This window comes from Acinetobacter sp. HY1485 (genome assembly GCF_027568475.1).
GTDB lineage: Bacteria > Pseudomonadota > Gammaproteobacteria > Pseudomonadales > Moraxellaceae > Acinetobacter.
In genome coordinates this window covers 23,348-41,347 of sequence record NZ_JANKZG010000013.1, presented here as the reverse complement: position 1 = coordinate 41,347, position 18,000 = coordinate 23,348, and the positions used below count along the sequence as shown (strand labels likewise).

The following is an 18,000-nucleotide window of genomic DNA, read 5'->3' as shown; positions in this document are numbered from 1 at the left end:
CAATGAGTTTTTGTATCCTTCGATCAAAGATGTTCGTTATGAATTCTTAGAAAATACCTTAAAAAATGTACAATTAGCATTATGAGTTAATGAGTTAATGAGTTAATGAGTTAATGAGTTAATGAGTTAATGAGTATTTTGTAGGAAGTGTAAAATATTCCTGCCTTTTTCAATTATTCAAATTCTTCCGCAGGTGCTATGCTCACTTCAAGAAATTGCATATTTAATGATGTTGTTGTTTTTGATGCTATAACTTTGTAATCTTTATAAAATGTTTGTTCGCTAAAAGACTCATCTTTTTGAATTCTTTTTTCTAACCTATTCATTAACTTTTGTAAAAATTCATCTCTTAAATAATCATCTTTACCTGAGTCTAGTACTTCAAAGGCAGCCAATGAAAGTTTAGAAAAACTTTCAATTAATGGTTTTTTCAAAGAAAAATTTTTATCTTCCAAAATCAAAGAGGTTGTAACTTCTTTTACTTTATTTTCTTTACTGTTGTCTAGTTGAACATTCAACTTAACAGCTCGATTTTCACGATTTGTAAAAAATTTTCTTGTCCCAAAATCTCCTCCATACCATTGAATATATAATTCATTTATAGGTGTCAAAAATTGTTTTTTAGCAACAATGTTAAAGTTATTTTTATATTCTTGAGCTGAAATATCAAAAGTTTGTATTTTGTCTGCAAAAGCATCTACAGAAATTAAAAAAGTACTCAATAAAATAGTATGTTGGAGGAGTTTTTTAAACATAAAGATTTATATAAAACAAACATAAAAGCATGAGTTGATTATAAATAGTTAAGAAAAAATATAAATTTTTTAATCAAATTATATCATCTAAATATATATTTAAAATAAATAGAGGAATGGTTCTGTTTTTTCATTTGGTTTATAACTCTACTTATTTCCCTTCAAACAAATAGCCGTATAGCTCATATAGCCAATCATATGCCTCTTTTTCATTCTCAAAATATATATTTGATTCTTCCATTATTTCATCGTAACTAATATCTCTATTCTTAAATAAGGTATCAAATTCTGCTTTAAGTAAAGTTAAGTGCTCTGGACGTCTATTATAAACTCTTTTGTACTCTTCAATAACTTCATTAAAAGGCTTTTCCTCTTCATAACCTACATCAATAAACCATGCTGCTATTAATTGATATAATGAATGGTAAGAATTACTCAAGGATATTGTTGTCATCTTAAAATATTTCCTTAATTAAATTATGCAAAATATTTAGTTGAATATATAATATATTAATTTTGTGAAGTGTACCAAAAATGAAAAAGCTATTTGTTGTTTGCTTAGGATTAGCTGTATTACCAACCGCAAGTTTTGCAGTGAGTTGTAAGAGTTTTAAAACCCATGCTCAAGCACAGGCTTACTTTAATGCTAAAAAACCAGGGTACAAACGCTTAGATCGTGACCATGATGGCAGTGCTTGTGATTGCTTGCCAGGTGGTCCTCAAAAGGTTTGTCCTAAAAAAAGAAATTAACCTTTTTTTTGAAGGTGTTTTAGTTTTTTAATAATATTTTCTTTATCTAAATTCTGCTGATGAATTTCTTTTAACGAAATATTTTTTTCAAATAATCTATTATAGAAATCCCTTTTTTCCAAAAAAATTATAAGATCTGAAATTAAATTTTGTTTTATATTTTTGTCAACATAATCAATATCTATACTTTCATCTATTAAAAGTAGAATTAAAAAATTAGCTTTATCACAAATCAACCATTCGTTCTCATAATTTCTATATTCTTCACTACCTAAAAATCTAGGATTAATATTTAGAATATTCTCAGAGAAATTATATTCATTTAATTCAAGAAAAATAGAAGTTATTTCTTTTTGATAATGTTCATTATGTTTAACATATTTTACATACATATAAATCCATGCATATGTTAATTCCTCTCTTCTGAATTTATGACAAACTTCAAGAATTTTATTTTTTAGATCTGTATGATTTTTAACTTTAGTTAGAAATAGGTAAAAAACATCAGCTTCATGAATCAATAAATTATCATTATTTATTAGTTCCCAATCAAAAATCCTTACTAATTCAATTTCTTTAAAGAAAGAAAACTTCTCATGATTACTTGCTTTAACAAAATGAGAATAAAAATAAAAAACTAATTTCCTATCGTCCGATTTTTCAAGAATTTCATGATAATCTAAGCCAATTTTCTTACTAGTTTTTTGTATATATGAAACTGGAAGTATATTTATATTTCTGTTATTATTATAAATAATATTAGAAAAAGCTTTCTTGAAAATGATACCTAAAACTTCTTTTAACTCCTCTGGAAATTTAAGTAACTCTTCGTAATTACGACAAAAAGCTTCTGAAATATTTTTATTATCCAAATACTGATAGATTCTATCAATTATTGCGTTTTTGATTGGTAGAATTTCTATTTTTTCCTCTAAAATTACACATAATACATAAACTAACTTATGAAAAGGAGTTTCTGAACTTAATGCACGTATAAAGGATAATGTACATTTATCTTGATAAGATTTAAATATCCTTTCTATATCTTTAATATTATTACTATGAATAATTTCTTTTAAAATTTCTGTTAAAAGAATTTCTTCTCCATTATTTTCAACAAGCCCTAAAGTTAGGCTTGATAACTCGTTTAATTTACTTCTATTTTCTTGTATTTGAAGATTACTCGATTTTATAACCAAATTTTCGTTACTAATTTTATTTCTATAAATTTCTTTTATAGCTTTTTTAATATCCTCTTTACTATAATTTAAACTTAGAAAACTATACGAAACTGTAACATCTAACGAAAAATTTTCTTCGAATTGTGTATATAAATATATTGTTACTAGAAGTTTTTTCAACTTTCTTACTGTTAAATCTAAGTCATTTGCATTAACTAAGTTAATAATAAGGTCTCTAAGTTCATCAAGTTTATCTTTAGTCCAGACTTCAGAAAACACTTGCTCTATGTAAAGCTCTACAGCATAGTTAAAATTCGAAGTAAACAAAGAAGGGGTATGCAGAATAATTGGAAAACATTTATCTAAAAATGAAATTTCATCTTTTTTATCCGTTTCCCAAATAGTTAAAAATGCTTGTCTATCGTAAGGAATAATGAAATTACAGCCGAATTTTTTTATATTTTGTATCATCCCCCAAATATTTTTAGCTTCATCTTGATCTATTCGGTCTATATTATCTATGACAATAGTTAGCGTGACTTTTTGTGCTAATATAATATCTTTATAGATTTCTGTAAATTCTAAGAATACATTTTCTCTTGTTTCAAATGCTGTATCTTCTTTTTTCTCATGGTTTTTAAAAACTGAAAATTTATCATTTTTTCTACAGAATGTGTTCAAAATAGATAAACAAACAATAGCTATAGGAATCAACCATATGGCTAGCCCTATAATAAAAGACCAGTCTATATTATCAATACCTATATGAATGTTAGGGAATGAACTCTTAATAAAAAATGCAACACCTATAGGAATCAAAGCTGCCGATAAAAGAAATGATTTACCAGCTGTATCTAGTATTTCTTTAGCTACATTATTTTTAACTATTTTTTTATTTTCAATATCGTTAATTATATTATCAAATTTTTCTATTGTTTCTTTAATTTTCTCTTTCTCTTTTTCTTCTATTATTTCTTTAATTTTCTCTTTTTCTTCTTTTAGTTGTTTAGCTAGTTCATATAGAAAATAATATCGAGCTTCCTCACCAGAATGTGCCCAAGCATCAAATATAAAAATGGATTTGTCATTATCTTTTATTTTTTTAGATAAAATATTAGTAATTGTAGATTTACCTGTACCCCAATCTCCCTCTATTCCAATAATTAAATTATTAGAATTTTCATTGATTTTATATAATTTATCAGCAATATTTTGATGTGTTTTTGTCTGAAACAAATCGTCTAGGCTAGGTTCATCTGATAAGAAATTATTGTACATATTACATAAGAGATTCATTTGGTTATTATTATTATAAATGAATATCTTATATGATAATTAAGTTAATTTTTGATTAGCTTTTCAATATACCCAATCAGTACCTGCTTAACACTCATCTTATTTTTGATTGCATACATTTTTAACTCTGCGTGTAAATCTTCGTCTAAATCGAAGTTTACACGCACTTTTTTACCTGTATCTTTTACGTCTTTTAGCTGTACTTCTTTAGCACCAGTAGACTTGCTTGGGCGACCTGCTTTCAAACCACTCATTTACTTAAACACTCCAATGAGTAAAAACTCATTTACTTAAATTTCGATATTAATTCTAATGCCAATGCATTAATTTCTTTGCTTGCATCGCTGTTTGGCTCTGCATCTAAAACGGTTGTACCACTAGCTGCACTTGTTGGGTAAATAACACGTTGGGTAATGCGTATATCTAACACTGGTAATTCATAACCTAAAAGTGCTTCTGAAATTTCACTACCAATTTTTGTACCTTTAATTGCACGAGATACGACAAAAGCAGCTTGAAGTTTGCCATCTGTAATTTCAATACGTTGTTTTACAAGGTCAACTAAATCAGACGTTGCCCAAATATCGTAAGGTGATGGTTGTACAGGAATAAGAACAAAATCGGCTGCTTTAATAGCAGACAATGCAAGGTCAGATGCTTGTGGCGCACCATCAATAATAATGAAATCTTTTTTAGCAACTGACTTTAAATCACGGTCTATAGTTGGGCGATCTATACCAATCACTGTAACAGGATTTTCTTCGTCTACTGCCGACCAGTCTCGTGCAGAACCTTGTGGATCTGAGTCTACCAAAAGCACACTATAATCTTGTTTTTGTAATGCTCTAGCAAGATGTGTAGCAATGGTTGTTTTACCCGAACCACCCTTTTGATTTAAAACAGCAATGACCTTCATTATTTTTCCTTTTATGAGTATTTACTCATATGAGTTAATGAGTTTTTACTTAAATAAGTATATGAGTTTTTACTTAAAAAATCATTATTTATTTTTAAAACCTACACGCTGTAAGGCTTCTAGATTATTTTGAATGAAAATAGGGTCTGCTAAATTCTCAATTAACCGCTTTTCTAGGTCTGTATATTCCTCACCAACTTGTGCGTTTTGGCTTGCAAAAATATCGTCATACGCAAGTTTATTTGCAAAAAATAAGATTTGTTTATCTGTAAGTCCTGTAAACATATCAGGTGTATCTGCATCTTTTTGACTTGCTTTTTTATCTGTAAATCTTTGCTTAAACTGGAATGAAAAACCAACAATATTACGCCCATTTTTATGATGATCATACGTGACCGTAATATCTGTATGTTCATTAATTTGCTTAATAGAGGGTTCTAGAATTCGCTTTTTGAAATCGTGCATACGTTGATATTCATCATCCAATACACCCATTTTTTTTCTAAATTCTTCTAGATCAATCATAGGCGTTTTGCCTGTACTACGCCAACAAATTAAAATCTCGTATAAGCGGATTGCATAGCCTGTAGATAAACGACTAATTTGACGCATTTCATAATGCGTAAAATGTTTTTCTAGGCGAGTAATGAGTGGAATTACAATAGGGGCAAATATAAGTTTTACAGTGGCTTCTGCGTTTACATATCTAATTTCGCTTACCCAGCGTGAGCGTACATGCTCTGTGTTGCCACGCTCATTAATTTCTTGATAGCTGAATTGTCTTGTAAATAAATCGTGACAGGCATCTTTTAATGATTGGTATGCTGTTTGTCGTGCAACATTAAATTGATTGATATAACTTTCTGCACGAACAATGAGTGGATCGTTGGCATTAATTCCTTTGCCTGATTCTCGTGCTTCTATGATTGCTAATAAAATAAGCCGTTGTTCTACAAGGTCTAAGTTATAGCTTGCATTCATTAATGCATTATCTTTGACGACTAATTTATTCATAAGACGCATGAATTATTAATATTGTTAAAACGACTGTATCATATTTTGTCGTCTTATTGGTAGGAATCTGTCGTCTTATAAAAATTATTGAGCAAAAATATGCTTATCTTTTATTCTGAATCTTAGTTATTTTGTTTATTTAAATAGCGATTTTAAACATGGTAGGAATCTGTCGTCTTATGGTAGGAATCTGTCGTCTTATTGGTAGGAATCTGTCGTCTTATTGGTAGGAATCTGTCGTCTTATTGGTAGGAATCTGTCGTCTTATGTCTTCTGTATGCCTTGATATAACTAGCTTTCAGTATGTCTAAAAGCATTAAAAGCTTATTAAAAGCTTATTAAAAACCTTTTTCTATTTTTTTATTTATTTAAATTCATATAATTGTCATATTTATAGATGATTATTTGAACACAAGTAAGTCATTAGCTAATGTTTAGTTTTTTTAAAAGATGTATATTTGAAAAATAATAACAATAACAGAAAAATAATAATAACGAAGGTACAAGACATAATCCTTTTCTTCCAGTAATAGTGAAGAAAAGGATTATATCTTTTAACCATATAAGGGAAGATCTATGAAAAATAGAGAAAAAATAGAATTTACTTTAATTGCATTATTACCTTTTATTATTAGTTTTACCATGCTTTGGATAGAACATAAATATTGAAATTATACTTTTAAGTTATGTATTTTTTCAAAGGGAGTATATATATTTATATACTCCCAATATTTTAGTTATACAAATTAATGCATTTAATTATTTCTTTTCTAGCTTGATCTACATTTCCCCAACCTTGAAATTTAACCCATTTTTCTTTTTCCAAGTCTTTATAATGCTCAAAAAAATGTTGAATGTTGTGTAATATATGTTTATCTATATCTTCTAGACCTAAAATATTTTCGTAACTATTTGATAATTTAGAGTGTGGCACAGCAATAATCTTTGCATCAATTCCATTTTCATCCTCCATATACATAATACCTATAGGACGGCTTCTAATAACAGAACCTACTACAACTGGAAAAGGTGATATAACCAATACATCCAAAGGATCACCATCTTCACTTAATGTCTTTGGAATATAGCCATAATTAGCTGGATAAAACATACATGTGGTTAAAAACCTATCAACAAAAATTGAATCAGATGTTTTATCTACTTCGTATTTTACAGGGTTACTATTTTGAGGAATTTCTATAATAGTATAAAAATCATTTGGTAAATCTAAACCTGATTTAATATGTTCAAAACTCATAATTTCTTCCTTATTAATTACCTGTAGTACCAAATTCAACTGCTGTTTTTACATAAAAGACTTTCAATCCCTGCTTATTAATTAAATTAATTAGGCTCTCTGATTGAGCTTTATTTAAAACAACTTGAAGTTGTATAGGTTGGTCAGCTAATTCAAAAAAGTTTGCAGAATGTACTTTTCCCAAATGGTCTATACCTTCTTGACCTCTAATTATAGTTACTCCAGTTATTTGCAATTTAGCTAGAGATTCTATGATCCAATCTTGTATTGGTTTGTTATTGTAAGATGCGTTAGTTTCGGTAAAAAACGTAATTAAAAATCCATTCATTTTATTTTCCCCAATTAAAACGTAATTTAGAGAAAAAAATAATTTTATAGGGTGTGTGAATTTTTAATATTGTTGAGAGTAAGAAAGTTTTAGATCGAAATTGCATAATGTGCTCCATTATATAAAAACAGAGCGCGACACTACGCACTCTGCATTATGTGAGAGTAACGTAGGTATCATTAGCCAATAGTGGCGGTTTGTCAGAGGAAGATATCCATTTCCTTTTATAAGTATACCTATATTTGAATTTTATATGAAGGTAATTTTTTAAAATTCAGTTGAATCTATTTAAGAAATTATTAGTATATATAGAGTTCACCCTATTTTTACACTTCTAATTTAAATCTTATCATTGTCATTTTTAATTAATTTAGTATCTAAATTGACATGTATTACTAAAAATTAAGAAGCTAATTAACATATTTTTGATACTAATTGAAAAAATAAAGAAAGCCCTTAAACAGAGCTTTCTTTATAGATCAATTGAAAATTCATAAAACTATTTTTTAATATTCGCATTTACAATATTCCAAGTTGTACCTGCTGCTAAATTTAAGCCTTTAAATTCTGCTTGGATCGGTTTTGATGCGTTTTTACCATTAATTACAATTGCACCTGCTGTCGTAGTTTTAATATCGTTATAAAAAATGTTTGACCACAGAGCTTTTGTTTTACCTGCTTTGTTTTCATAAACCGTATCAATCACAACTGGCTTTTTAACATTTGTCATGGTTACGTGTTCATATCGTACTCCTGAAACAATACCAGATGCAGATTGATCGCTTTTAATGCGGAGACCATTTGTGGTGCCATTCATAATAAGACCATTTACATCAATCCCATAAACGCCATCTGTGGTTTCACTACCAATTGACATGCCATGCCCTGCTCCAAACGTATTATTTAGAAAGGACATATTTTTAGAAGCCCCTGCACCTGGGTTCGCTTTAATCGCAACGTTATCGTCTCCTGTACTAATATTACTATGAGCAACAGTGACATTCTGAGAGGAAATAGGGTCAATACCATCGGTATTACGTGCTGTTCCAGGTGTTTTAATTGTAATGCCCCAAGCGGTTAAGCCATTACTTTGCTTGAATACAACATGAAAGTTTGGAGAGTTCGTCATTTTAACTTTATGTAATGTAATGTTGTTGCTTGAGTTAATTTGAATTAGACGAGGTGCATTTTGTTTATTAGGCGAGTTTTTTGCTTGAGCTGCTAAATCCCACCAACTCGAATTTGATCCTGCAATTTTGGCACCACCCTGACCATCAATTGTACCATTTCCATAAATACCACTATTGCTTGCTTTTTCAAAGGTAATCAAAGCATTACAACCGTTACCTGTTTTAGCAAGCTTACCGCAGGTGTTGGTACCATTATCAAATGCTTTTGCATTATTAGATGCTTTCAGTACAACATCTGAATTAATGATTAAGCTTCGGTTTGAAGGGATTGTGATTGCACCACTAGTAAAGGATTTAATTGCTTTGTTTGAAGCAAGTTGAACAGCCTTACCAGCAGCACAGCTATTCAAAGCACTTTGAATTGTTTTTGTACTATCTGTTCCTGTTGCTAATAGAACTTTACAAACTTGGGGTGTTTTTGGTTCTACAACGGTACGTTGATCTTTCGCAAAAATAGATGGGGATAGAACAGATAAACCAATGCTTGTTAAGAGTAGGACGCTTTGTTTTTTAGAAAGATTAATCATTTATATTACTCATATAGAATTTTAATTAAGGCTTTGTTTATCAAAAATTTTTTGATTTAAAAATACTATTTGTTAATATATTTTCATGCAATTTATAACTATTGTAATATTTATGACACAACAAGAGTGATAGGTCTCATTTTGTCTAAGTTTTAATTTTACGAGCAACGTCTTGCTTTGCTTGTAGACGTGGATAATCACGCTGTAATCGCTTCTCAGCAGCCTTTTTGCTGTGGTAGAGGCGATCTATCACCTTAGCGTTAGATTGATCGCCATAGGTCACTAAATGGCGTGTTTTGCCATGATCTGTGGTGTAGTAGGTTTTTAATCCTGTATATGCTTTTAAATCTAGCTGATTATGGGCTTTAAATTTTCCTGTCTCTAAATCTAAGAGTGAGTATTCACGGTCTAAGCGTTGCTGTGCTGCAAGTTTTGAGTAGTACAGATATGTAAACTGTTTGGCATGGCTTTGATCGCCTTTTGAGAGTTTTACCGCTTTTGTGCCTTCTTGGTAGTAAACGGCAACGCCTGTCCACTTTTGCTTTTGTGTTTTTTCTTTTTCAAATTGATCCTCAAAAAGTTCTGCAACATCATCTGCATCAGGAAACCACACTTCTAATGTTAAATCTGTGGTGTAACCGCGTGAGCTATCAAACGTGTCTGTCACGCTTGTACCAAGCCAGTAAGTATCGTCAATATCAGATTTAAAGCCATAGAATAAAAACGTCATTTCGGGGATGAGCGTTGGATCTCCCTTTGCCAGTTTATAGCTAATGGTGGCAGCACTACGTCTAAGCGTTTTTAGTTTGGCTCTTGCCGAGCGTTCTGCTGAGTCTTTGTCTCGATGTAAATGGCGTAGCTCTTTAATATTCTGATTACTTTGATCGCCCACAATAACTTCGAGTTTTTTACCTAGTGTGGCATCGTAATAGAACGCTTTAACGCCTGTGATGTCCTCACCCCCACCGCTAAAGCTATAACGGTGCTGATCTCCATCGTTGCGTTCAATCCACATGGTCGGTAGTTGCTTGCCCGATGCGGTTTTACTTTCACCTGTTTTTAAAAATAATAGGGTGTTGTTTTTGATGGTGGCAATGGCATCGTATTCATCGGATAAGCGTGTAAGTAGATTGGCATCGGACTCGTTTTGATCAAGGTGAACAATTTGTTCATCTGCAAGTTTTGGATCAATGGCAAGCTCTAGATTTTGTTCTAATGCGATTAAAGTGAGCAATGCTTCAAGGGTAATATTGTCAAAACTGCGCTCTTTTTTCTGTTTAAGCGATGCTTTCATGTCTGCACTGGTGGCACGAATATGGATAACATCAGGCGGACCCGAATGTTCAACTTCTTTAACAATGTAATTGCCTTTGTAGACAAGCCCTGACGTTGAGTAGCCGATCCACACGGCTATGTTGGCATCTTTGGGTGGTATCTCTAGTTTGCCATCTTGATCGGATAGTTCTAGGTCTAATGTATCAATCTCTAGACCACGTTTATTTTTGATTTTTAGGCTAATCAATCGGTTATTGATGCGTGAGGTAATATTTGTCCCATCGACTTCTAGTTTGTAGATAGGGGAGGGGTTGCTGTTGAGACTATCATCAACAACCGATTTTACACCTCGTGTAATAAAATTATTCATACAAGACCAACCATGCGTCCCAATGTATTGCCGACCAATGTGCCTGCCTTCATGGTTTGAGTGAGCGTCATTGAAAATTCAATTTTACGAGGCTTACCATCTTTAAAAAAATAGGATTGGGTTTCTTGTAAGTCATCAAGGCGATATAGACCATACACTTTTCCTTTGCCACCAATGAGTGGAAATGCTGTGCCTGTATCACCCATTAAACGTATGGCAGAAATACTCATTTGTGAGCCAAATTCAGGCACGATGCTACCGTTTAGGGTGATGGTGTCGTCTCCACGTCCTAGAAATTGTGATGCAGGCATATCACCCACACGAGCATTACTAGCGTGGCGCCAAGCGGTTTTACGTTGCAGTTGGTCATAACTTGCGGTTTTGAGTGAAAATATAAACACTCCAAAAATCATCATCATTGTGTTTAGTCCATATCAAAAAATGAAGTACGTGCTTTTGCCAATTTTTCACGATCTCGTTTGTTCAGCATTGTTTCAACAATAGAGGCAATATCTTGAGCAGAGTGATGTGGCTGTGCATGAATTTGAATTGTGAGTGTATCGCCTTCAATGGTAATTGGGGCAGAGGGTTGTTTACTTGGCTGTGGTGTTAAATGGATCGGGCGAATTTTGGCAAGAATTGGCTCTAAAGCGATATCTTTTACCACTTGTAGACCTGTCGTTACCTTGGTTGATAAGTCTATGTGTGGGGTATCCTGATTAAACAGGTTCAGGGTATTGTTAAATTTCCCTTTGAGTGAGTCCTGCCCTTGCTCTACACCTACGCCTAAACCATCTACAATAAAGCGTCCTAGCCCTTTCATGACACGAGAAGGGGAGTGGATATCCATTGTTTTACGTGTCCAATCGGGCATCCAACTATTAACTTTTTCCCATACACCTTTGAGCTTATCGAAGCCTTTTTCGATGCCTGCAACTAAACCATCAATGATCATAGAGCCAAAGCCTGAGAACGTGCTTGGCAATTCGATCCCGAACCAATTTAGAACGCTTGCAAAGGCTTTATAAAATAAGCCAAGTGGCGACCAGTTCATAATGAGTGCCCCAATGCCAATAAGTCCGCCATCAAACGCTTTTTTGATGTTATTCCAACGGTCTGTAAACCAATTGGTTACAGGGGCAAAAACTTCTGTGATGGTATTGTATGAGCTACTTGCTCCTGATTTTGTTGCTTCCCATGCGGTGCTTGCGCCTGCTGATACAGTATTCCATTTATCGGTAAACCAATCCCCTATTGGGCTAAAGTATTCACATATACCGTTCCAAGCATCGCTTGCCCCATCTTTTACACCTTGCCAAGCATTATTGGCACTTGTTTTAACGCTATCCCATTGCGTTGAGAACCAATTGCCAATACTGCTAAAGAAACCACATATCCCATTCCAAGCATCGCTTGCACCGTCTTTTAGCCCTTGCCAAGCACTGTTGGCACTTGTTTTAACAGTATTCCATTGTGTTGAGAACCACTGCCCTATCGGGCTGAAAAAGGCACAAATACTATTCCATGCCTCACAGGTTGATTGCACCACACCATTCCAAACATCAGCAAAGAAGCCTTTGATAGATGACCAATTGGCAATGATCATGCGTGGTATACCGATAGGAAAAAGTAAAAAGTTTAAAATAGGGTTTCTTGCAAGAAATTGATCGACTGAATTAACAATACTTTTGAATGTTGTCCAAAGATCTGTAAACGTCTGTATAACCCAATTGACCCCTGCATTGAACGTATTTTTAATGGTGTCCCAAACTGATCCAATTCCATCGGTAATACCATTCCATGCATTGCTTGCACCTGTGGTAATGCCATTCCATACGTCTTGAACGCTTGTTGTAACTTTATTCCATTTATCAGCAAACCAATCACTAATACCACCAAAGAAGCCACACACGCCATTCCAAGCATCACTTGCGCCTTTTGTGATCGCTTGCCAAGTCTCTGTTGCCCATTTGCTTACGCTGTCCCAAAGTTCTAAAAAGAAGGCTTTGATCGGTTCCCAATTGGTATAAATTAAAATGGCTGCAACCGCTAACAAGGTTAGGGCAAGCATAAATGGGTTAAATACAGTGGTGAGCATGCTAAATGAAGCCATGACAATCCGAAGCGTCATTAAGCCTGCAATAAGAGGTGAGAACACCACAAGCGCACCACCAACGGCAAGTAAGCAACCTGTAAGAATAGTTAAACCAATACCAAGAGCTTTGGCATAAGTTGGATTATCTTTCATCCATGTTGTGAAACCCTGTAAAGCATCTGTTGCCATTTCCATTGCTTTGGTATAAATCGGTAAGATGGTTTGCCCAAGTTCTAAATAAAGATCATGCAGTTTTGCTTTGGCATCTAACTCTTTACCAACAGTTGTTTTTTCTGCTCGGTCACTCATTTGGCCAATATTTTCTGCACCTTCATTGAGTTTTGCATTTTTATGTACGTTGGCACGTTGTTGGTACATAGTGGCAAAAAGGTTAGATGCTGTTCTGTTTGAAAAAATATTGCCTATGGCATCTAGCACATCTGATTCTTTGGTGATGCCCTGTTTTGCAAGTTGCGGAAGCATGACTTCTTCCATCCATGCGAATTGATCTTTTTTAAATAATTCTGCACCCTTAATTGCCCCAATATCCATATAAGAGGCATCACCTGTTTTATTATGATGGATTTTTTTGGGATCACCGAGCAAACCATAACCATCCATTGCTCTTACAGCTTTTTGGGTAGTTTTTCCCTGATAAACATTCTGATAAGCAGACATCATCGCTGTACCAACGCGAAAGCCTCCCATCTCTTGAACAATAGGTTCCATCTTGTAGTAGAAGGCTTTGTTATCTATGCCCTTGGCTGCAATCCCCCCTGTTTTGATAGCATTGAGCCATTCCTCTGCCTGAACACGTCCGCCTGTTGCTGTAATGACTTGTTGTAGCATGTTAGCTTGTTCTTTAAAGGCAGCTTCATTTTTTAAGCCACCTCTTAATTCAATAACTTTGAGCATATCCATGAATTTTTTTTCATTTTCTGCCCCCTGTTCATGCCCAAACATTGTTTCGTTTGCAGCTTTCATTTTAGCAAGTATTGGAGCTGCCATTTCTGCATGATGTACGTCACCACCAAATACGGTGAGTGCATCACGGGCAAGGGCTAAGTTCTCTTTAGTGCTTGTACCAAAAGTCTTCATGCCCTTTGCAAAAGCAATAATTTCATCAGTATGTTCTTGCCCTACACCGAGTGCTCCTACACGATTACGTTCTATTTCATAGTTTTTACTTTCACCAATCATTTTAGATAAACCATAAGCAGCCGTTACACCTGTTGCCATCATGGTTGCACCGCTTGCTGCAGCCATCTGTGCATTTTGCTTGATGTTATTACTGCTTTCTCGCACACGGTTTAAATTGGCAAGTTTCTTTTTTTGGCTATCTAACGAGGTATTGGTTTCGGTGATTTGCTGTTTAAGTTTACCTTGCTGATCTGCTAAGTTATGCGATGATAAACCTGTTTCTTTTAAACCTTCTTCTAGCTGTTTGAGCTTGGTTTTTTGTGTGCCAATGGTAGTGGTCAGTTTTGATGCTTCGGTTTCAGTGGTTTTAAGTTTCTTACTTAAATCGTCTAGTGCCTTTTTTTCTTTTTGTTGCTGTTGCTCAAGTTCTGCCACGCTTTTTTTGTAGCGTGATGTGGCAGTGTTGGCTTGCTCAATTTGTTGGCGGAGTTTGACTTGGGTTTGTGCTAAACCATTGGTTTTAATGCCTGCTTGTTGAAGCTCGTTGCGTGTGGTTTGTAGAGCTTGTTTTTGTGCAAGCAAAGAGGCTTTAAGTTGGTCTGCTTGTGTCGTTGCTTTTTTAAATTCTTGGCTGAGTTTGGCACTGCCATTGTTCTGCATCTGCTGTTTAAGCTGTTGGATATGCTGTTGCAGTGCCTCTAGGCTTTTAGTGCTATCAATAATGGCACGTTTTTGCGTAAAAAAGCCGTCTACTTTGCGTTGGTTGGCATTAAGAAAGCTAACACGTTGATTGGTTTGTTCTAAGGCATGTTGCGCTGTTTGAAGCTCTTGCGTGTAGTGTTTAAACTTATTATTGGCTATTTCAGTTTTAAGCTGTGCCATACGCTGTTGCATTTGGTGCAAAGCAGTATTGTTTTGTTCAATGGCTGTTTTTTGTTTTTCGTAGCCTTCAATCTGTTTTTGTTGGGCTTGTAGGTTTTTAAGCTGATCTTGGGTCTTTTTTAAAGCCTGATTGGTGGCATTACTGCCCCCAATCATTGCTCTTAATGCAGGGGACAGGCGATCTTTAGCTCCGAATAGAATTTCAAGTTTTAAGGATTTCATTCTTCTTCATCTGTTCCGTTTCGTTCTAAGGCTTTTTGATGCCACTGCATAAGTTCGGTTAAAGGCATATCGGCATACACTTGCGGTGACCAGTGAAAGACCACCGCAATGTTGGCGATGGCATCGTCTACTGTTGGCGTAAAATTTCCGCACGTTGTGATTTCGGTTGCAAAAAAAGCATCAATGCACCGCCAATTTGAGCGATGTCACATGGTTCTAGTTGTTGTGCTTGTTGTTGCGTCAGAATTGGTGTGCTGATACGAGGCAGTACCTTAAGAATAGAATTGACATCGCCTTGTAGTAGATCGGCAATTTTAATGCCTGATAATGCTTGAGTATTCGGTTTGCGAATATCGAGTTTTTCTAAGCGTTCGCCACCGATTTGAATATCGGAATCAAGTTCGATGGTTTGTACGTCTAGGTTTAATGCTTCTAAGTTTTCTTGCTGTTGTGCAGTTGTCATGTGTTTTATCTCTTGAGTTTTTGAGTTTGAACTTAAATAAGTAAAAACTCATTTGAGTGTTTGAGTTGTAATTAAAGACCTACGTTTTTACGGTGTTCAGCGTATTTATCCACGCCATCGACTTTAAAAATCATGTTTGGAATATCAATTTCGATAGTTTCTTGACCATCGACAATAAGTTTGTAATACGTCCAAATCGTTTTGATTGAATGCTCGGTAGCATCCCCCGGTTTCGCTGATCCCATGTCGATTTCTTCATGACGACCACGCACCACAATTTCCACAGGCGTTGTTTCACCTGTGTCGTCACGTTGGTATGAGCCTGCAAAACGTAAACCAAAAGCATCTACTTTCACAGCACCGAATTGTTTAAGCACAAGTGGATCTAAACCCCCAAGTTTCCATGACAATTCGTTCATGTCATCGTTGTGACCCATGTCGATTTTGACGTTGCCCATCATTCCACCGCCACGCCAATTCTCTAGCTTCTGCGATAGTTTGGGCAGTGTTACTTCTGCAACTTGCCCCATGTATGAATTCCCCTCGTTAAAGAGGTTCATCATTTTGAGCTTACGAGGTATAGCCATTTCTTTTTATCCTGTAATTTTTGAGGCGAAATCAGCTAAATATGTGTCTGTAATTCGCTGACGTAGTTGGAGGTTTTCAAGGGGTGGAACTGGGGTGTAATCGTAGTCAATATAAAACTTACCTGACTTTAAAACTGCTGCTGTATTGATGGTTTCATCAATCCAACACTTACCACCAAGTAAATAACCACCACTGACCATTTCTCGAAGTTTGGCGTTAATCCCTTCGACAATATCTCGTGCAAGACTTGGTGTAAGTGGTTTATCAACCGCCCACATATGTCCTTCTGCCATTGTGTCAGCAATGATTTGAGCAGTACGGGTATAGTTTTCAAAGGCGAATAGTGGATCGCTCGAACAAGTGCGAGAACCCCAAAAACGGAAACCATCACGTTGAATGAGCGTGGTTACTTCATGCTCGTTGAGGTAGTTGGCATCGGTACTTGAGCTTTGTAAGTCAAAGTAAATATCTTTGCTTATACCTGTAACGCCATTTACCACCACGTTAGAAAGTGTTTTATGCCAACCTGTTTCGTTGTCAATTTTGGCACGTAGCCCCAACGCACGAGCGACTGCATCGAATGTTGTAGTTTTACTTTCAGTAGTGTCCCATCCTAAAAATTCAGGGAAAATCACCATGACTTCACGTTGCCCAAAGTTTTGGCGGTAAGCTGTGGCTTCTTCTTTGGTTTGACAGCCATACGCTGATACATAGGCAAAGCCACGTAACTGTGCTGCAATACTGATAAGGGCAGTGGCAACAGGCAGTGTATCTAAGCGAGGTACACCTAAAATACGTGGTTTAACCCCAAGTTTAGGTTCGGCAGTGAGTAAGGCTTTCATGCCTGTATATTTGCCATTTTCAGACCCACCGATAATGGCGGTGGTTTGTTGGTCTGCATCTTGTAATTGTTCAACACGAACTACGACCACGCCTGCATTGGCTTGATCTGCAATGGCTTGTAAGGTACGTGAAAGTGTACCGTTTGAGCCTGCTGAAGTGAGGGCACTTTGAGGGTTAGTAATAAGAACTGGCGTATTGAGTGGGAAAACGAGAGGGTCTGCATCGGATGCAGTGACCACAACGCCAATAATAGACGTGTTTACGACTGTAATTGGACGTGTCCCATCATTAAGTTCTTGTGTTTGTACACCATGATGATATGAAGACATAATAAAAAACCTGTGGAATTTGCCACAGGTTTACAGGATTTGTTAAGTTCTGCACTTAGTTTTAGTTTTTAAAGTGATTTTAAAAACTAAAGGTTCATAGCTTCTTGCCACATGGTATCAATTTGATCATCACTCAGCTGTAAAAGTTGACACATATAAGATACAGATTCACTATTTCGTTCAAATGTTGTGGACTCTTGATACTCAATTTCCATTTTAAATTTGAGTGTTTTATCGGTAATTTGATCAATTAACTGCTCAATTTTTTCTAGAAGCTGGTACTGCAATAAAACAAGTTTGAATTGTCTTCTTGTTAAAGGAAGTAAGCATTTTTTTTGATCGTCTTGTTTTTGCTGATCTGACCGTGTATCTCTCCATTCTCCCTCAACCCATGTCATATAAAAGTGAGGTCGGGGCGGTGAAAAACTAAAATCATCTAAAATATATCGACCTTCATTTAAAGCATCTAAAAAATACTTATGCTGTTGTTCATCAATAGCCACTAAATCATCAGGAAGATCGGTATAGTCCAAAGATGTATCATAAAATTGCTGTGTTTTGGTGCTAAATTGGATCAT

At 34.9% G+C, this 18,000-nt stretch carries 18 protein-coding genes and 1 riboswitch; of the genes, 1 reads left to right on the top strand and 17 read right to left on the bottom strand.

Annotation, left to right across the window (positions count from 1 at the left end; translation table 11 throughout):
* Window positions 1–173: 173 nt before the first annotated feature.
* Together PCI70_RS11265 and PCI70_RS11260 are read right to left on the bottom strand one after the other, a co-directional pair.
* Window positions 174–755 carry a hypothetical protein gene (locus PCI70_RS11265; protein WP_269915391.1) on the bottom strand — a complete coding sequence of 194 codons (582 nt, stop codon included), beginning with the start codon at window positions 753–755 and terminating at the stop codon, window positions 174–176.
* Between the two features lie 151 nt (window positions 756–906).
* Entirely contained in the window at window positions 907–1,209 is a 303-nt protein-coding gene (locus PCI70_RS11260; protein ID WP_269915390.1) for a hypothetical protein, read from the bottom strand.
* A gap of 80 nt (window positions 1,210–1,289) precedes the next feature.
* Here PCI70_RS11260 and PCI70_RS11255 point away from each other — a divergent pair, with 80 nt between their 5' ends.
* On the top strand, window positions 1,290–1,505 hold the full coding sequence (locus PCI70_RS11255; RefSeq protein WP_269915389.1) for an excalibur calcium-binding domain-containing protein: 216 nt from the start codon (window positions 1,290–1,292) through the stop codon (window positions 1,503–1,505).
* On the opposite strand, the gene PCI70_RS11250 is transcribed toward PCI70_RS11255, so the two are convergent.
* The 15 genes from PCI70_RS11250 to PCI70_RS11180 form a co-directional block, all read right to left on the bottom strand.
* A complete protein-coding gene (locus PCI70_RS11250; protein WP_269915432.1) occupies window positions 1,502–3,964 on the bottom strand; it encodes a P-loop NTPase fold protein in 2,463 nt (820 codons plus the stop codon). The two genes, PCI70_RS11255 and PCI70_RS11250, sit on opposite strands and share 4 nt — an antisense overlap.
* Window positions 3,965–4,026: 62 nt before the next feature.
* Window positions 4,027–4,236, bottom strand: coding sequence for a chromosome partitioning protein ParB (locus tag PCI70_RS11245; protein WP_269915431.1), 210 nt, complete (start codon window positions 4,234–4,236; stop codon window positions 4,027–4,029).
* 32 nt (window positions 4,237–4,268) lie between these two features.
* Window positions 4,269–4,898, bottom strand: a complete 630-nt coding sequence (parA, locus tag PCI70_RS11240) for a ParA family partition ATPase (RefSeq protein WP_269915430.1) — start codon at window positions 4,896–4,898, stop codon at window positions 4,269–4,271.
* Between the two features lie 84 nt (window positions 4,899–4,982).
* On the bottom strand, window positions 4,983–5,912 hold the full coding sequence (gene repM, locus PCI70_RS11235) for a replication initiation protein RepM (protein WP_269915429.1): 930 nt from the start codon (window positions 5,910–5,912) through the stop codon (window positions 4,983–4,985).
* Window positions 5,913–6,645: 733 nt separating this feature from the next.
* Window positions 6,646–7,170: an inorganic diphosphatase gene (gene ppa / locus PCI70_RS11230; RefSeq protein ID WP_269915428.1), complete on the bottom strand. Its 525-nt coding sequence runs from the start codon at window positions 7,168–7,170 to the stop codon at window positions 6,646–6,648.
* A gap of 13 nt (window positions 7,171–7,183) precedes the next feature.
* Window positions 7,184–7,498, bottom strand: a complete 315-nt coding sequence (locus PCI70_RS11225) for a DUF190 domain-containing protein (RefSeq protein ID WP_269915427.1) — start codon at window positions 7,496–7,498, stop codon at window positions 7,184–7,186.
* A 163-nt stretch (window positions 7,499–7,661) separates the two neighbouring features.
* Window positions 7,662–7,729: riboswitch (Fluoride riboswitch) on the bottom strand.
* Between the two features lie 268 nt (window positions 7,730–7,997).
* Window positions 7,998–9,215 (bottom strand): glycoside hydrolase family 28 protein, encoded by a 1,218-nt coding sequence (locus PCI70_RS11220; protein WP_269915426.1) that lies wholly within the window; start codon window positions 9,213–9,215, stop codon window positions 7,998–8,000.
* A gap of 145 nt (window positions 9,216–9,360) precedes the next feature.
* On the bottom strand, window positions 9,361–10,860 hold the full coding sequence (locus PCI70_RS11215; RefSeq protein ID WP_269915425.1) for a contractile injection system protein, VgrG/Pvc8 family: 1,500 nt from the start codon (window positions 10,858–10,860) through the stop codon (window positions 9,361–9,363).
* Window positions 10,857–11,279, bottom strand: coding sequence for a phage tail protein (locus PCI70_RS11210; protein WP_269915424.1), 423 nt, complete (start codon window positions 11,277–11,279; stop codon window positions 10,857–10,859). Before PCI70_RS11210 ends, PCI70_RS11215 begins: the two co-directional genes overlap by 4 nt.
* Before the next feature lie 5 nt (window positions 11,280–11,284).
* Window positions 11,285–15,199, bottom strand: a complete 3,915-nt coding sequence (locus PCI70_RS11205) for a phage tail tape measure protein (RefSeq protein WP_269915423.1) — start codon at window positions 15,197–15,199, stop codon at window positions 11,285–11,287.
* Complete coding sequence (locus PCI70_RS11200) at window positions 15,196–15,309, bottom strand: GpE family phage tail protein (RefSeq protein ID WP_442865215.1); 114 nt, start codon at window positions 15,307–15,309, stop codon at window positions 15,196–15,198. The genes PCI70_RS11205 and PCI70_RS11200 overlap by 4 nt, the downstream gene beginning before the upstream one ends.
* A 17-nt stretch (window positions 15,310–15,326) precedes the next feature.
* On the bottom strand, window positions 15,327–15,662 hold the full coding sequence (locus PCI70_RS11195) for a phage tail assembly protein (protein WP_269915422.1): 336 nt from the start codon (window positions 15,660–15,662) through the stop codon (window positions 15,327–15,329).
* Between the two features lie 71 nt (window positions 15,663–15,733).
* A complete protein-coding gene (locus PCI70_RS11190; RefSeq protein ID WP_269915421.1) occupies window positions 15,734–16,249 on the bottom strand; it encodes a phage major tail tube protein in 516 nt (171 codons plus the stop codon).
* Window positions 16,250–16,255: 6 nt separating this feature from the next.
* A complete protein-coding gene (locus tag PCI70_RS11185) occupies window positions 16,256–17,422 on the bottom strand; it encodes a phage tail sheath protein (protein WP_269915420.1) in 1,167 nt (388 codons plus the stop codon).
* An 86-nt stretch (window positions 17,423–17,508) separates the two neighbouring features.
* On the bottom strand, window positions 17,509–18,000 hold the full coding sequence (locus tag PCI70_RS11180) for a hypothetical protein (protein ID WP_269915419.1): 492 nt from the start codon (window positions 17,998–18,000) through the stop codon (window positions 17,509–17,511).

What these genes read in the sequence shown, in the direction of transcription:
- repM (WP_269915429.1), bottom strand. Translation starts at nt 5,912, where the DNA reads ATGAATAAATTAGTCGTCAAAGATAATGCATTAATGAATGCAAGCTAT.
- ppa (WP_269915428.1), bottom strand. Translation starts at nt 7,170, where the DNA reads ATGAGTTTTGAACATATTAAATCAGGTTTAGATTTACCAAATGATTTT.
- PCI70_RS11245 (WP_269915431.1), bottom strand. Translation starts at nt 4,236, where the DNA reads ATGAGTGGTTTGAAAGCAGGTCGCCCAAGCAAGTCTACTGGTGCTAAA.
- PCI70_RS11205 (WP_269915423.1), bottom strand. Translation starts at nt 15,199, where the DNA reads ATGAAATCCTTAAAACTTGAAATTCTATTCGGAGCTAAAGATCGCCTG.
- PCI70_RS11215 (WP_269915425.1), bottom strand. Translation starts at nt 10,860, where the DNA reads ATGAATAATTTTATTACACGAGGTGTAAAATCGGTTGTTGATGATAGT.
- PCI70_RS11190 (WP_269915421.1), bottom strand. Translation starts at nt 16,249, where the DNA reads ATGGCTATACCTCGTAAGCTCAAAATGATGAACCTCTTTAACGAGGGG.
- PCI70_RS11255 (WP_269915389.1), top strand. Translation starts at nt 1,290, where the DNA reads ATGAAAAAGCTATTTGTTGTTTGCTTAGGATTAGCTGTATTACCAACC.
- PCI70_RS11185 (WP_269915420.1), bottom strand. Translation starts at nt 17,422, where the DNA reads ATGTCTTCATATCATCATGGTGTACAAACACAAGAACTTAATGATGGG.
- PCI70_RS11195 (WP_269915422.1), bottom strand. Translation starts at nt 15,662, where the DNA reads ATGACAACTGCACAACAGCAAGAAAACTTAGAAGCATTAAACCTAGAC.
- PCI70_RS11225 (WP_269915427.1), bottom strand. Translation starts at nt 7,498, where the DNA reads ATGAATGGATTTTTAATTACGTTTTTTACCGAAACTAACGCATCTTAC.
- parA (WP_269915430.1), bottom strand. Translation starts at nt 4,898, where the DNA reads ATGAAGGTCATTGCTGTTTTAAATCAAAAGGGTGGTTCGGGTAAAACA.
- PCI70_RS11210 (WP_269915424.1), bottom strand. Translation starts at nt 11,279, where the DNA reads ATGATGATGATTTTTGGAGTGTTTATATTTTCACTCAAAACCGCAAGT.
- PCI70_RS11265 (WP_269915391.1), bottom strand. Translation starts at nt 755, where the DNA reads ATGTTTAAAAAACTCCTCCAACATACTATTTTATTGAGTACTTTTTTA.
- PCI70_RS11220 (WP_269915426.1), bottom strand. Translation starts at nt 9,215, where the DNA reads ATGATTAATCTTTCTAAAAAACAAAGCGTCCTACTCTTAACAAGCATT.
- PCI70_RS11250 (WP_269915432.1), bottom strand. Translation starts at nt 3,964, where the DNA reads ATGTACAATAATTTCTTATCAGATGAACCTAGCCTAGACGATTTGTTT.
- PCI70_RS11180 (WP_269915419.1), bottom strand. Translation starts at nt 18,000, where the DNA reads ATGATCCAATTTAGCACCAAAACACAGCAATTTTATGATACATCTTTG.
- PCI70_RS11260 (WP_269915390.1), bottom strand. Translation starts at nt 1,209, where the DNA reads ATGACAACAATATCCTTGAGTAATTCTTACCATTCATTATATCAATTA.